Annotated in this window: 9 protein-coding genes and 2 rRNA genes; 6 read left to right on the plus strand and 5 right to left on the minus strand. The window is 56.9% G+C overall.

The features are described from left to right. A 23S ribosomal RNA gene (locus tag EDC14_RS06745) occupies positions 1 to 1,275 on the plus strand; the annotation flags it as partial. Between the two features lie 178 nt (positions 1,276 to 1,453). Beyond that, positions 1,454 to 1,570: ribosomal RNA gene (gene rrf, locus EDC14_RS06750) — 5S ribosomal RNA — on the plus strand. A gap of 63 nt (positions 1,571 to 1,633) precedes the next feature. Here the strand turns inward: rrf and EDC14_RS06755 are convergent. The 3 genes from EDC14_RS06755 to EDC14_RS06765 form a co-directional block, all read right to left on the minus strand. Further along, positions 1,634 to 2,815: a glycosyltransferase gene (locus EDC14_RS06755; RefSeq protein WP_165907851.1), complete on the minus strand. Its 1,182-nt coding sequence runs from the start codon at positions 2,813 to 2,815 to the stop codon at positions 1,634 to 1,636. Between the two features lie 64 nt (positions 2,816 to 2,879). After that, positions 2,880 to 3,314: a bacteriohemerythrin gene (locus EDC14_RS06760; protein ID WP_132013510.1), complete on the minus strand. Its 435-nt coding sequence runs from the start codon at positions 3,312 to 3,314 to the stop codon at positions 2,880 to 2,882. 188 nt (positions 3,315 to 3,502) lie between these two features. After that, positions 3,503 to 3,823: a hypothetical protein gene (locus EDC14_RS06765; RefSeq protein WP_132013511.1), complete on the minus strand. Its 321-nt coding sequence runs from the start codon at positions 3,821 to 3,823 to the stop codon at positions 3,503 to 3,505. A gap of 292 nt (positions 3,824 to 4,115) precedes the next feature. On the opposite strand from EDC14_RS06765, the gene helD reads away from it, so the two are divergent. The 4 genes from helD to EDC14_RS06785 all read left to right on the plus strand — a co-directional run bounded on the left by helD (position 4,116) and on the right by EDC14_RS06785 (position 11,094). Further along, positions 4,116 to 6,413 (plus strand): RNA polymerase recycling motor HelD, encoded by a 2,298-nt coding sequence (gene helD, locus EDC14_RS06770; RefSeq protein WP_132013512.1) that lies wholly within the window; start codon positions 4,116 to 4,118, stop codon positions 6,411 to 6,413. A gap of 366 nt (positions 6,414 to 6,779) precedes the next feature. After that, complete coding sequence (locus tag EDC14_RS06775) at positions 6,780 to 7,142, plus strand: response regulator transcription factor (protein ID WP_132013513.1); 363 nt, start codon at positions 6,780 to 6,782, stop codon at positions 7,140 to 7,142. A 27-nt stretch (positions 7,143 to 7,169) separates the two neighbouring features. Continuing rightward, positions 7,170 to 9,776: an ATP-binding protein gene (locus EDC14_RS06780; protein ID WP_165907852.1), complete on the plus strand. Its 2,607-nt coding sequence runs from the start codon at positions 7,170 to 7,172 to the stop codon at positions 9,774 to 9,776. Between the two features lie 13 nt (positions 9,777 to 9,789). Beyond that, entirely contained in the window at positions 9,790 to 11,094 is a 1,305-nt protein-coding gene (locus tag EDC14_RS06785) for a diguanylate cyclase (RefSeq protein ID WP_132013515.1), read from the plus strand. 30 nt (positions 11,095 to 11,124) lie between these two features. Here the strand turns inward: EDC14_RS06785 and EDC14_RS06790 are convergent, their stop codons facing one another. Continuing rightward, complete coding sequence (locus EDC14_RS06790; RefSeq protein ID WP_132013516.1) at positions 11,125 to 12,585, minus strand: MFS transporter; 1,461 nt, start codon at positions 12,583 to 12,585, stop codon at positions 11,125 to 11,127. A gap of 266 nt (positions 12,586 to 12,851) precedes the next feature. Then, positions 12,852 to 14,162 carry a uracil permease gene (gene uraA, locus EDC14_RS06795; protein WP_132013517.1) on the minus strand — a complete coding sequence of 437 codons (1,311 nt, stop codon included), beginning with the start codon at positions 14,160 to 14,162 and terminating at the stop codon, positions 12,852 to 12,854. Positions 14,163 to 14,601: the final 439 nt, after the last annotated feature.

Below are 14,601 nucleotides of genomic sequence, written 5' to 3' on the forward strand. Positions count from 1 at the left end.
GAAGAATATTCTAAGGCGCGCGAGAGAACCCCTGTTAAGGAACTCGGCAAATTAACCGCGTAACTTCGGGAAAAGCGGTGCCTCGGTATCGTGGATGGATTTACTCCAAAAGCGAGAAAAGGTTGCAAAGAAATGGCCCAAGCGACTGTTTACCAAAAACACAGGTCCCTGCTAAGTCGCAAGACGACGTATAGGGGCTGACGCCTGCCCAGTGCTGGAAGGTTACGGGGAGAGGTCAGCGGAAACGCGAAGCTTCGAACTTAAGCCCCAGTAAACGGCGGCCGTAACTATAACGGTCCTAAGGTAGCGAAATTCCTTGTCGGGTAAGTTCCGACCTGCACGAATGGCGTAACGACTTGGGCACTGTCTCGACAGGGGGCTCGGCGAAATTGTAATACCTGTGAAGATGCAGGTTACCCGCGGTTAGACGGAAAGACCCCGTAGAGCTTTACTCTAGCTTGGCATTGAGTTTTGGTAATGTTTGTACAGCATAGGTGGGAGACTTTGAAGCGAGTGCGCCAGTATTCGTGGAGTCGACGTTGGGATACCACTCTAACGTTACTGGAATTCTAACTCTAAGCCGTAAGCCGGATAGAGGACACTGCCAGGTGGGGAGTTTGACTGGGGCGGTCGCCTCCCAAAAAGTAACGGAGGCGCCCAAAGGTTCCCTCCGCGCGGTTGGAAATCGCGCTTCGAGTGCAAAGGCATAAGGGAGCTTAACTGCGAGACAAACAAGTCGAGCAGGGACGAAAGTCGGGCTTAGTGATCCGGTGGTTCCGAGTGGAAGGGCCATCGCTCAACGGATAAAAGCTACCTCGGGGATAACAGGCTTATCTCCCCCAAGAGTCCATATCGACGGGGAGGTTTGGCACCTCGATGTCGGCTCGTCGCATCCTGGGGCTGAAGTAGGTCCCAAGGGTTTGGCTGTTCGCCAATTAAAGCGGTACGCGAGCTGGGTTCAGAACGTCGTGAGACAGTTCGGTCCCTATCTACCGCGGGCGCAGGAGATTTGAGAGGCTCTGTCCTTAGTACGAGAGGACCGGGATGGACGCACCGCTAGTGTCCCAGTTGTCACGCCAGTGGCACGGCTGGATAGCTATGTGCGGAACGGATAAGCGCTGAAGGCATCTAAGCGCGAAACCGGCCTCAAGATGAGATCTCCCATAGGGTTAACCTAGTAAGACTCCTTGTGAGAACACGAGGTTGATAGGCCGGAAGTGTAAGTGCGGTAACGTACTCAGCTGACCGGTACTAATCAGTCGAGGGTTTGACCTTGTATTGAGAGGTGGGAAGTGTGAGGTGAGAGGTTGGAAGACCTTAAGCTGAACCTTCGAAGCTATCTCAAAGCTATGTATCTTTGCTTCTCGGTATTGAAAAATATCTTCCTATTCAGTTTTGAAGGTGTTGAAGTTGGATTCCAGTTTCTAGTTTCCAGCTTCCAGCATCTAGATTTCCTGGTGTTGATTGCGAGGGGGTACCACCTGTTCCCATCCCGAACACAGCAGTTAAGCCCCTCTGCGCCAATGGTACTTGTCGGGTAACCGGCCGGGAGAGTAGGTCTTCGCCAGGAGCGATTTTTTCAAACCAAAAGACTTCGGAGAAATTCCGAAGTCTTTTGGCGTTGTGCGCTGATTTATTGAGCCTTGGCGGTCGCCGTTTTGCGTTGGGTGGTGGGATAATAGGCAGGATAATAACGGTTGAGCCATTCCAGATCGTCCCGTTCATCGTTCGCCTCATACCATCCCTTGTCAAAGAGCTTGCTGACGCGCTGGAAATACTCTTCATACATCCGGCCCACCCGTTCCATCGAGTAGTTCTTTTCCGCCCATTCCCGGCAGGCCTTCGGTTTGATCCGGTGGATATTCCGCACGGCCCAACAGAATTCCTCAAAGACCCGGCAGCGGTAACCGGTTATTCCATGGAGAACGGTTTCCGGAAAGACTCCCCAATCGGTCGTGATGACCGGAGTTCCGCAGAGCTGGGCTTCAACATTTACTCCGCCGAACGGTTCCAAGTAATAAGTGGGCATCAATACGGCCTTGGCATTGCTCAAGAACTTGGCCCGTTCCTCGGGACCGACCGCGGGGAAGTAACGGATGTACTTCTCCGAGCCGAGAGCCAGCCCCTCGTCGGGATTGTCCAGGGAGCCCTGGCCGACCACATAGAGTTCGTTGCCGGTGGCCTTGGCGACTTCCGCCGCCACCTGAACACCTTTGCGGGAGATAATCCGGCCGAAATAGAGCAGGTAATCTTTCTTTTGAGCTTGAAACGGAAAATCGCCCGGGTCGAAATAATTGGGGATAACCGCATCATACCAGACCCCGTCGTCAATCTTCATCAAACCATAGATATAATGCATCCAGGCATAGGACTCGAATACCCGGTGTTGCGAGAAGACGCCGGTATAACCGATCCCTGACTCCACTGTCAACAAGCCGACTGCGTCGGCAATGGGCTTTTGATAGTTACCCATGGGACAGAGCAAAATATCGTGATTTTGTTTACGCTGCTGAATGGCTGCGATAGCGTTGGTGTTAAAAGTCCGGTGTGCCAGGTCGGTAGGATCATGTTTGAAAAAATTCTTGGCTTGGTCGTATTTGCCGTAGGCCTGTTCCAGGATCTCCGGGTTCGAGACCGGGATGAACTCGTCGCAGGCAACCTCCGAGCCTTCGATCCCGTAGAAATACAGCGTATGACCATAACTTTTGATCATTTTCGCCAGTTTTACGATCTTCTGAGTATACGCGCAGGCGGAATTTTTTTTATGCGTGGCCAGATGGGCTAAACCGAGTAAATGAAAGCGTAATTGACTCATCATTCTCCCCCTACCCATGAATGGTTACGAATTTTGGATTCGGTAAATATTATGAGCGGGGATTTCAGAGTGTCCCGTGTTTAAAGCTCCAGTCGCCCCTCCCGGGTATCAATCGGGCCATTTGGCGATGGGTGAAAAAAATATGTTCCACCAGCCAGCGGCATAAGCGCGCCTGGACCCGCCAGGCCAGTTGGGCCGTTGCTCCGTCACGGAGCAGCATCAGCTTGAACTCCCGGATATCCCGGACCAGCGCGGCGTGCTCCGCCTGGTGGCGCGTTATCTCGGGGAAAGAATATTGCCGCAGGATGACTTCTTCATCCCGGAAAGACGCCGCGCTGTAGCGCTCCAGAAATATCAGGGAGGCCAGGATCTGGACGGAGCGCGTCTGCCTGAGGTAGGCGTCATGCAGGGTATTGAGGTTCCTTAAGAACTGCAACTGGTGCCGATCCACCGCCTCGATGCCCATCCGTACGAGGTCGGGATGCCAAAAGATTGCCATGGTTACCTCCGAACACACTTGTCTTGCTGAAAAGTTCTGGACCCTGAGTCCGGTCCATGATGATCGCTGCGCTCTTTGCCGTTTCGGTGATACAGATCTATTCGGACAAACTGAAACTTATACCCTGGCTTGAAAAAAATCCCGCCAGCTGCGTTTTTCCTCCCCTTCATTCCCCCCGGGCTTATCCCTCACGATACCGGCCGGACCATTGCTTCCGATTCATCTCCAATCCCAATGGCTACGGTCAACCGGAAACGTGCTTCCGCCGTCCAAGAACCCAGGGCCATGACTGCCGTCGTTTGTTGATCCACAAAATATAAGGTGGCGAGGGTCGTCACGGGACCCTTATCCGTCGAAGCAGTGCCGGCCCCGGCCACCGGCGTCGTTTTATCCGTCCAAGGACTGACGCACGTCAATGCCGGAAACGCGGGATTCAAAGCCGCTGGCTCCCGGAGCCAAAGGGGGACCGCATTGGGGGAGCGGAAACGGTCGCAATGTTTGCAATACATTGCGGTCGTCCGCCCAATGAAGTGCAATGGCGAGGGAAAAAAGATTCCTGTCAAGAAAAATTTTACTTTTCCATAAAAAAAGAAGCTCCGAAGCAGGTAAAATCGGGCCATGGTTCGGGAAAACTGAATCCGCTGCCGGATCATACTTTTCTTTATCCCGTGAATTTAGTACAATAGAGTTTCAAATGCCTGCGTGACGCAGTAAAGCGCGCTGCGGACCTGCCGGAGGAGCAGGGCCGGGCCGGTACGGCTTTCGTGCGTGGAAATTTGGGCGACTGAAGGAGGGAAGGTCATGCCGGTGGAAGAGCACCCGGCTTTCCCGGAGGAACGGGAACGGTTGGATTATACGTTAGGATATGTCGAAGCTTCGCTGGAGAATAGCTTGGCGCGCAAATCGCGCGTGGACAAGGACGCGCAACGGGCGCGCCGGGGGTTTAATAACGAGGGCAGCCAGGAATTCACCGATATGCTGTTGAACGCGGCGATTCAGCCCGGCTTGGAATTGAAGGTGCGCAACCTGGAGGCGGCCCGCTCCAAACCCTACTTCGCCCGGATGGACTTCCGGGAAACGGGAAAGGAGGACGCCGAAAAGCTCTACCTCGGCAAGTTGTGCCTGAACCGGGACGAGGACCAGAAACTGATCATCGTCGATTGGCGGGCGCCCATCGCCAATCTGTACTATGAAGGCCGGCTGGGCGAGGCGGGCTATCATTGCCCGGAGGGCGAGATCCGCGGCGATCTGCTCCTCAAGCGCCAGTTCACCATCGATGACGGAAAGCTGCGCGAGATCTACGACATCGATATCACCACCAACGACCAGCTCCTCCAGACTTCACTAGGGGCCAACGCCGATAACCGGCTCAAGGAGATTGTCGCCACCATCCAGGGGGAGCAGAACCGGATCATCCGCGCCGACATGAACCTGCCCCTGATCGTACAGGGGGTGGCCGGCAGCGGCAAGACCACCATCGCGCTGCACCGCATCGCCTATCTGGTCTATAATTTCGCCCCGTCCTTCCGGCCGGAGAATTTTATGATCATCGCGCCGAACCGCCTCTTCCTCAATTACATCTCGGAAGTCCTGCCCGAGCTGGGGGTGGAGCGCGTCAAGCAGACCACCTTCACCGATTTCGCCATGGAGCTGATCGGCGAGAAGCTGAAGCTGACCGATGCCTATCACAAGCTGATCGCCCTGGTCAAGAACGAGACGCCCGCCGAGAAGGCGGCCAACGATCGGACCATCCGGGCCGCGGCGCTCAAGTCGTCCCTGACCTTCAAGGAGGTGCTGGAACGGTATGTGCGCCGGATCGAGGCGGGATTGCTGCCCGCCACCGATTTCCGGGTCGACGAGTGGGTGATCTACAGCCACGAGGAGATCCGCGACCTCTTTTACCGGGATTACCGGGACTGGCCGATCCTGCGGCGCCTCAAGGAGCTGGAAAAACATTTCAAAAAGCGGATCAAAGACCGTAAAGACGCGGTGATCGAACGGCTGCAGCAGCGCTGCAACGCCATGGTCTGGAATTATAAGCTGAAGCTGCCCGAGGGGGAAGAGCGGCAGCAAAAGATCATCCGGACCATCGACCAGAAGAACGAGAAGGTCCAGGAGATCGAGCGTTTCACCAGAGAGGGCATTAAGGAGTACTTCCAGCAGATCCCGCAGCTGAAACCCAGCCAGTACTATCGGGCGCTGATCGACGACGCGGCGCTCTTCGCCGAATTGGCGGCGGGCTTGCCCGAGCCGGAGCTGCTGGAGTACATCCGCACCCAGACCGCCGCTCTCACCGCCTCCGGCAAGCACGAGATCGAGGACCTGGCGCCGCTGATCTATCTGAAGCATGTTTTCTACGGGATGAATGAGAAGATCCCGGTGAAACACATCGTCATCGACGAGGCCCAGGATTTCAGCGTCTTTCAGTTCTATGTGCTGAAGCAGATCATTCGGGACAGCTCCTTCACGATCCTGGGCGATCTCAGCCAGGGCATCCATTCCTACCGCGGCATGCAGGACTGGCAGGAGCTGCGGCGGGAGGTCTTCGGCGCGGGCAGCTCCTTCCGGACGCTGGAGCAGAGTTACCGGACGACGGTGGAGATCATGGAAGCCGCCAATCAGGTGCTCGGCCGGATCAACGACGGACGGCTGGTCATGGCCAAGCCGGTGCTGCGGCACGGTCCGCCGGTCACCATCGAGCGCCGGGAGACCCTGGCCGGGCGGGCGGCGGCTTTGAGCGAGCGGATCGCCGCTGCCCGGCGCGAGGGATTTCAATCGGTGGCGGTGATCGCCAAGACGCTGGATGATTGCAAAAAGCTGCACGGCCAGATGGAAGGCGGAGCGGAGCGGCCGCTGGTGATCACCGGCAAGGAGACGGAGTACCACTCCGGGGTGGTGATCGTCCCTTCGTACCTGGCCAAGGGTTTGGAGTTCGACGTGGTTCTGATCGCCGACGCCGACCGCCGCTATTACGGGGAGAACGAGCTGGACGCCAAGCTCCTTTATGTGGCGATGACCCGGCCCCTGCACCGGCTGCATATCTATTACGGCGCGGAGCTGACGCCGTTGCTGGCCGGGGTCGCGGCGGCGGAGCGTTAGGAGAGCGAACAGCTTCGATTATCCCTTGCTTGAAACAATTCCTGTGATCTTTTATCACAGTTCTTAAAAAAACGTTGCCAAAACACCATGATCTCCGGACGGGGTTTATCGCAACGCTTTTTAAAAGCGTTGTGATAACCCTGTCCGAAGGCCAGGGTGAACACAAAAGCTCAGAAAAGCAAGTGATAAAGTCGTTTTTTAGCCCACTGAAAGGATGATTTCCGAATGGACGACTTTATCACATGGCTTTTAAAATGAAACATTTACCAGCGCGTTGTGTAATATGACGCTAAAGTTCCCGGCGCGAATTCCGAAAATTAGATTGTAATCCATCGCTCAATACGACGGAATGATGAGGTGGGTCCGATGAAAAAAGTATTAATCGTGGACGATGAGCCGGCGATCCGTTTTTTGATCCGTGCCACGCTGGAAGACGAAGGGTACATGCTGGATGAAGCCGCCGATGGAATGGAGGCTTTGAAACGCATCGCCGCGGACAAACCGGACCTAATCATTCTGGATGTGATGATGCCGGAGATGACCGGATACGAACTCTGTCAAAAGCTCAAAGCGGATCCGGCCACCCGGGGGATGGTCATTATCATGCTGACCGCCAAGGGGCAGGAACAGGACCGCCTCCAGAGCCAAAGGATCGGCGCGGATGATTATATCCGCAAGCCGTTCAGCCCGCTGGAGCTGATCGACAGGGTCGCCGCCGCGCTGGGCTGAAGCCTGCGCCGGATAAGGATGAATGCGATGAGAAAAAGCATTAAACATAAGATCATGTTGGGTTATACCGGAGTCATCCTCGCGATGACTCTCATTATCATCGGAACCCATCTGTACTTCAACGCCAACCTGCGGCAGGCCCGCGCCAAAGCCGATCATTACAGCAATAGCCAGATCTACGGGGCCAAACTGGCGGTTCACATCAGCGGCGCCGGAGTGGCCTTGAGCAATTATCTTGCGAGCCGGGATCGGCAGCAGTTGCAACTGTTCTTCGAAAACCAGAAAAAGGCCCGCCAGGATCTGGAGGCCTTGAAACAATCGCGGGTCAAGAATGACCGGACGTTGGATGAACTGGAGCGGACCGTCGGTTCCTTCCTCGATTATCTGGACCGGACGGCGATGAATAGCGATGAAATGCCCCGGGCGCAGTTGGATCTGGGGCTGGCCGCTTCGCTGAAGGCATGTTCGCTGTTTTTAAATCACTCCGATGGGATGCAGCAGCGGGCCGCGGGACTTTTTGCCAAGCGGTTTCAGCAATCTTTCTACATTACGCTGGTCTTTGTTTTCCTGGTGGCGCTCGGAGCACTGCTGGGGGGATATCTGATCACCCACGGAATGACCGCTTCCCTGCGGAGACTGATGAAGGGGATCCGCTCGGTGAGCGCCGGCCAGTTCCAGCCGGTGGAAGCGGTGAATTCCGAGGACGAGGTGGCGGAGTTGGTCACCGCCTTCAACCGGATGATCCAAACCATCGAAAAGAACGAATTGGAACTGCAGGAAAAGAATGAAGAACTGCTGGCGCAGGGGGAGGAGCTATCGGCCCAGAATGAAGAGATCCTGGCCCAGCAGGATGAGCTGAATCAAGCGTTGACCAATCTCACCCGCCAAGAAGAGTTGCTGAGCGGGCTCTATCAATTCAGCCAACGCCTGACCCGGACGATCGAACTGGACGGCTTGGTCCAAGTGGCGCTGCGGGGCTTGTTGGAGGAGGCGCGCGCCGAGGTCGGCGCCTTCCTGCTCTATGAGCATAACGCGCTGGAGCCCAAGGCGGTGGTCGGTCTGGAGCGGCTGGAACTCCCCGGATTCCGGACGGATGAGGGCCTGGCCGGCAGGGCCTTTTCGGAGAAGAAAAGCCTGACGGTGAAGTACGGCGAAGGGCAACTGCAGACCCGCGGCTTGCGCGGCCCGGTCCAGATGGCTCACGAGATCTACCTGCCGCTGCTCTTCAACGATAAAGCCCTGGGACTGATCGTCGTCGGGCGCACCGGCCCGCGGGAGTTCACTGCCGAAGAGCAAAAACGGTTGGGTTCGTTGGCGGACCAAGTGGCGGTGGCGTTGCGGAATGCCCTGGCGCACCTGGAGATCTATCAAACCCTCAAAAAGCTTCAAGAAGTGGACCAGCTGAAGTCGGAATTGATTAATACGGTCAGCCACGAACTCCGGACACCGTTGGCGAGCGTTCTGGGCTTCGCCGAGCTGCTTTTGAAGAAGCCGCCCGGGGAAGCCAAGGCTCAGAAATATATCGCCACGATTTATCATGAGTCGCAGCGTCTGACCAATCTGATCAACAATTTTCTGGATTTGCAACGGATCGAGAACGGCCGGCTGGATTTTACCAAAAAGAGCGTGGATCTGGAGCCGCTGCTTCAAAGCAGCGCCGAAATATACCGCAAGCAGAGCCAGGCGCATGCGATCACCGTCGAGGTCGAAACCGGGTTGCCGCCAGTGTTGACTGACCCGGACCGGGTGCTTCAGATCATCGGAAACTTATTGTCTAATGCGATTAAATACTCGCCCCAGGGCGGTCCGATCCGCCTGAAGGCCATTCGGCGCGGCGCGGCGTCGGTCCAAGTTTCAGTGGCCGACCAGGGCCTGGGGATCCCCAAAGAAGCCAGGGACCAAATCTTTAAACCGTTTTACCGGGTGGACAATTCCGAACGGCGCCAGATCGGCGGGACCGGGCTGGGGCTGGCCATCTGCCGCCGCATGGTGGAAATCCTGGGAGGAGAGATTTGGTTCGAATCCGAACCGGGAAAAGGCAGCGTGTTTCATTTCACGCTGCCACTGGCCGAGAGTCCGGCCGCTTCACCCCTCCATGCCAATGGCGGCAAGGACGGCCTGGCCCCCTGGATCCTGGTGGTGGAGGACGATCCGGCGATGGCGGAATTCATTGAAGAGTCGCTGCAAGCCTCCGGTTACGCGACGACTACGGTGAGCAACGGCCCGGAGGCCATGGCGGCGCTGCAACAAAAGCCCGTGGCCGTCATTTTGGACCTCATCATACCGGGCCCGTTCGACGGATGGGAAATCCTGCGCCGCCTGAAACAGGATGCTGCGACCCAAGGGATCCCGGTGATCATCTCCAGCTGTCTTGACCAGCGGGAGGAGGGCTTAAAGCTGGGAGTCGCGGATTACTTGGTCAAACCGTTTTCCCCCGATAAATTGGTAACCAAATTGAAGACCGTAATCCAGCTGTCGCCCGGCGTCTTGGGACTGCCGGAATCCTGCCGGCTGGCGGACGGCGCGGAAGCCGTGGTCGAGCTGCTGGAGAAGAAAGGCTTTGTCGTCAAAGATGTACAAAAAGAGCCCGACCTGTTGGTAATCGACCTCGATCATCCGGAAAGAACGGCCTAAGGAGGTTGTTTTCATGGCCAAAAACGCACGGCGCTTTCAGGGCGCCACCATGGTGAAGGCGCGGGAAATCTTTTGCAACGGACTTCAGGAAAAAATGCCGGAATGCGGGGAAGCGCTGGCCGCGCTGAACGCGGGGACTGCTTCGCCTCAAGCCGCGGAGAGGGTGTATCGATTTGTGCACACCCTCAAGGGTTCGGGCCGGATGGTCGGAATGACCGCGGTGGCCGATGCGGCCGCGGCGATGGAAACCGCCTTGCTCCTGCTCCGGGAGTATGATATCCCCTGGGGCGAGGGGCTCCGGCGTTTTTTGAACGAGCGCTGGGCCGAGATTCTGGCCGCAGTCGAGCAGTGTCCCGAGGAGTCCTGCGCCACCGTAGCATCCGGATTCTCCAAGCCCAACGGCAAGAGAATCCTGGTCGTCGACGATGACCCCGCGATCACTACGTTCGTCCGGGATTACCTGGAGAAGAATGGCTTTGCCGTTGCGGTCTGCCACGATACCAAAACGGCCGAGGAATCCCTCATGGCCGAGCTTCCGGATCTGATTGTGTTGGACATGGTGTTTCCCAACGGAGACGGGATCGAGTTCTGCCGGGCGCTCCGCTCCAGCGAAGCGTGGGGAATGATCCCGGTCATTTTTTTGACCGTCAAGGACAGACTCCAGGACAAACTGTCCGGATTCTCCACCGGCGCCGACGATTACATCTGCAAGCCGTTCAAGGTTGAGGAACTGTTGGCCCGGATCGAAGCGGTTTTAAAGCGGGCTTGCACCAACGAGGAGCTGATTCTCCGGGACGAACTGACCCAAGCTTATAACCGGCGGTACTTGCAGAGTTTCCTGGCCGCCGAAATCGCGCGCGCCCAACGCACCGGGGAACCATTCTCCCTGGCCATGGTGGACCTCGACCATTTCAAGAAGATCAACGATTCCCACGGGCATTTGGCGGGCGATGAGACCCTCCAGGCGCTGGTGCAGACATTCCTCGGGAATTTGCGGGGGACCGATGTCATCTGCCGGTACGGCGGCGAGGAGTTTGTCATCGTCATGCCGCGGACCCCGCGGGGCGACGGAGTGAAGATTATGGAAAGGCTCCGCCAGACCATTGCCGGAAGGCCGTTGCAGTTGCGCCGGAGCCAGGTGGAGATCGCGCTTACTTTCAGTGCCGGGGTGGCCGGATTTCCCAGTGACGGGATTTCCGGGGAGGAGCTTCTGCGAGCGGCCGATCAGGCTCTATATCGCGCCAAAGCGGCGGGGCGGAACCGGGTGATGCAGGCCGGCGGGGCCGATGAAAAAGCCGGTGCCGGACCCGCGCGATAACCGGGTCCGACTTCTCATGTGGAGACCGGGTCAGACCCGGTCTTCCGCTTCTTCCGTTGCGAAGGTGTCATCCTTCTTCTTGCTTCCATAGAGCCGGTAAGCGGTCAGTCCCGCCCCGACCAGACAGATGAGCCCGGCGCTGATATAGACGTAGCGCATTCCATAGATAAAAATATCGGCCCGGCCCGGGATATAGTCGGCCACATGGCGACCGAGCCTGCTACTCATCTGGCCGTACAGCAAGGTGGTGGAGAAGGTGATTCCGACCACCATGCCCAGGTTGCGGACCAGGGCGTTGACCCCGCCGGCGATTCCCAGCTTGGTCCGGGGCACGGTGGACATGATCAGGGAGTTGTTGGGCGACTGGAAGAGGCCGTTGCCGATGGACATCACCGCCAAGAAGACGATCATTAGCCAGAGCGAGGAGTGCTCGGTCAGGGTGGACATCAGAAACAGCCCAATGCTGGTGAGGACCAGCCCCAGGAAGGTCAGAAACTCCGAGCCGATATGGTCCGACAGATAACCGCTGACCGGAGCGACCACCGCCAGGACCAACGGATAGACCATCATGTAGAGGCCGGTGATCTCCGGGGGCAACTGCTGAACGTATTCGAGGTAAAAGGGTTGAATAATGTTGGGGCAGCTGATGGCGATGAATGAAATAAAGCCGCAAAAGAGGCTCAATGAGAAGAGGCGGTTCTCGAAGACCTTCAATTGCAGCAGCGGCTGTTCGACCCTTCTTTCCAGCAGGATAAAGGCGGCCAGGGATAGCGCGGCCACGATGAATCCGCCGATAATCCAGGGTTGATCAAAGCCGCTGGCCTGCCCCTGAGTCAGGCTGCCGAACAGCAGCACGATGGCCGCGGTGAAAAGAAAGGCGCCCGGAAAATCGACCCGCTCCCGACTGGCCTGCCTGTCATCGGGGAAGATGCGCTGGCCCAAAATGAAAGTGAAAATGCCGATCGGCACATTGATCAAGAAGATATAGTGCCAGCTGAAGGCGGCGATGATCAGGCCGCCCAACGGCGGGCCGACCATGGTACCCAGAGCGACCGAGGTTCCCGAGATTCCAAGCGCCCGCCCCCGTTCGTGGCTGGGGAAAACATGAGTGATGATCCCTTGGCTGGTGGACATGGTCGCCGCCGCGCCGACTGCCTGGAGCACCCGGGCGACGACCAGGATCGGTAGCGAACCGGCGATGCCGCACAGCAGGGAACCGAAACTGAAGAGAAGGATCCCGAATTTGAAGACTTTGGTCTTCCCTTGAATATCGCCCAGCCGTCCGAAGAGGAGGATGGTGGCGGAAATGACGATCAGGTAACTGGTGACCACCCAGCCGATGGCGGCCATGGATACCCGCAGCTTCGTCGCCAGCACCGGCAAAGCGACATTGACGATGCTGGAATCCAGGCAGGACATGAAAACCATCAGCACCACGTTAAACAGTATCCACCAGCGGCGTTTCTCGATAGCGGTTTCCGGATTTGTCATGAGGTTCTTCTCCAATTCGTTGATCAATATCATTGTAGGATATACCGTTATCTTAACTCAATCTTATTATGAAAAAAACCCTTCCGTTTATCCGGGAAGGGTTTTTTACCAAAAAGTTAAAAGCGTTGTGATAAACCCCGTCCAAAAGGCCAGGGTGAACATAAAAGCTTAGAAAAGCAAGTGATAAAGTCGTTTGTCAACCTTTTATAAACTGATTTTTGGTTCGAAAGACTTTATCACATGGCTTTTAATTATCGTCCTGGCGGTTATTGGGTGGCTGCTGCTTCGTTCTTCGCCGCTTCGGCCGCTTCTTCGCCTTCCATTTCCCGGGTGTGGGGGATGACCAGATTCAGGATGATGCCGATGATGGTCGCCAAGGCCATGCCGTGGAATTCCACGCCGCCGACGGTGATCTTGGCGCCGCCGATCCCGATGACCAGGATGACCGAGGCGATGATCAAGTTCCGCTTCTGCGAGAAGTCGATGCCCGCCTCGACCAGCATCCGGATACCGGCCGACGCGATGATGCCGAAGAGCATGATGCTGATGCCGCCCATGACCGGCACCGGGATGGTCCCGATCAGGCTGCCGATCTTGGGGATGAAGGACATGATGATGGCGATGACCGCGGCTCCGCCGATGACCCAGACGCTGAAGACCCGGGTAATGGCCATCACGCCGATATTCTCACCGTAGGTGGTGTTGGGAGGTCCGCCGATCAAGGCCGCGACGGCGGTCGCGATGCCGTCGCCGCTGAGGGAGCGGTGCAGGCCCGGGTCCTTAATGAAATCCCGGCCAATGATTTTGTTGGTTACGATTAAATGCCCGATATGTTCGGTGATGGTCACCAGGGCGATCGGGGCCAGGGCGATGGTGGCGCCCCAGGTGAATTTGGGGAAGATGAACCTGGGCACCGCGAAATAACTGGCGTTTTTGATGGGTTCGAAGCTGACTTGTCCGAGCATTAAGGCGAATAAATAACCGCCGATGATTCCGATGAGGATCGGGATGACTCCCAGGAAGCCGCGGAAGAACGAGGCGGCGATAATGGCGATTCCCAAAGATACCAGGGCAATCAAGAGATATTGCGGGTTGTAGGTGGTTCCGGCGCCGTTCATGGCCATATTCACCGCGGTCCCGGCCAGGGCCAGTCCGATGACGATGACCACCGAGCCGACGACGACCGGAGGGAGGAGCTTATCCAGCCATTGGGTGCCGAATTTGGCGATTAACAGGGCTACAAGCACGTAGATGAGACCGGCGACGGCGCAACCGCCCATGGCCAGCGCGATCTTATCGGGACTCCCCACCGTTCCGGGGGCTGCGCCGATGATCGCGGTCATGCCGGCGATAAAGGCGAACGATGAGCCGAGGTAAGCCGGGATCTTGCCTTTGGTGATCAGGATGTACAACAAAGTGCCGACTCCGCTGGAGAAGAGGGTAACCGAAGTGTCCAGCCCCACCAGGTAAGGGACCAGAACCGTGGCACCGAACATTGCAAACAGGTGTTGCAAGCTGAGCGGGATGCTTTGCAACAGGGGAAGCCGTTCGTTCACGTCAACTTTTTTTCCGAGCATTTCGCCATCCTCCATTTTTTTGTTTCATGTAATTCCGCTGAATCTATATAAGTTCTTAAAGCTGAACTTATAAACGGTGAAAATGCGTCCATCCGAGTCTTTCCGCCGGCACACGCCTTAGGATGTCCGGGGACGGGGCGGCCTATTTTTCCGGAATGCCCCGGCTGGATATTGCCGGAAAAGCCCATAAAAAAACTCCCGGTGCGGGAGATGTCGAACTCGCTTCTCCCATCGACCTTTTGGCTGACGAGAAAGCGATCAGGCCGTGCTGCGGAGAAACGCGGCGGCGGAGCGAGAATGAATAGCGGGCAGCGGGCCATGGCAGGTCCCGGACTCCGCCTGCGTTCGATGAAGCAGCAAAACCGTTTGCAACCGCCCCGACTCCTTCCCAATCAAAATCCACGTCATCCTGGTGATTCCGGAGCAAAAATCTTGGCGA

The sequence above is a fragment of the Hydrogenispora ethanolica genome, assembly GCF_004340685.1.
Classification (GTDB): Bacteria; Bacillota; UBA4882; order UBA8346; family UBA8346; genus Hydrogenispora; species Hydrogenispora ethanolica.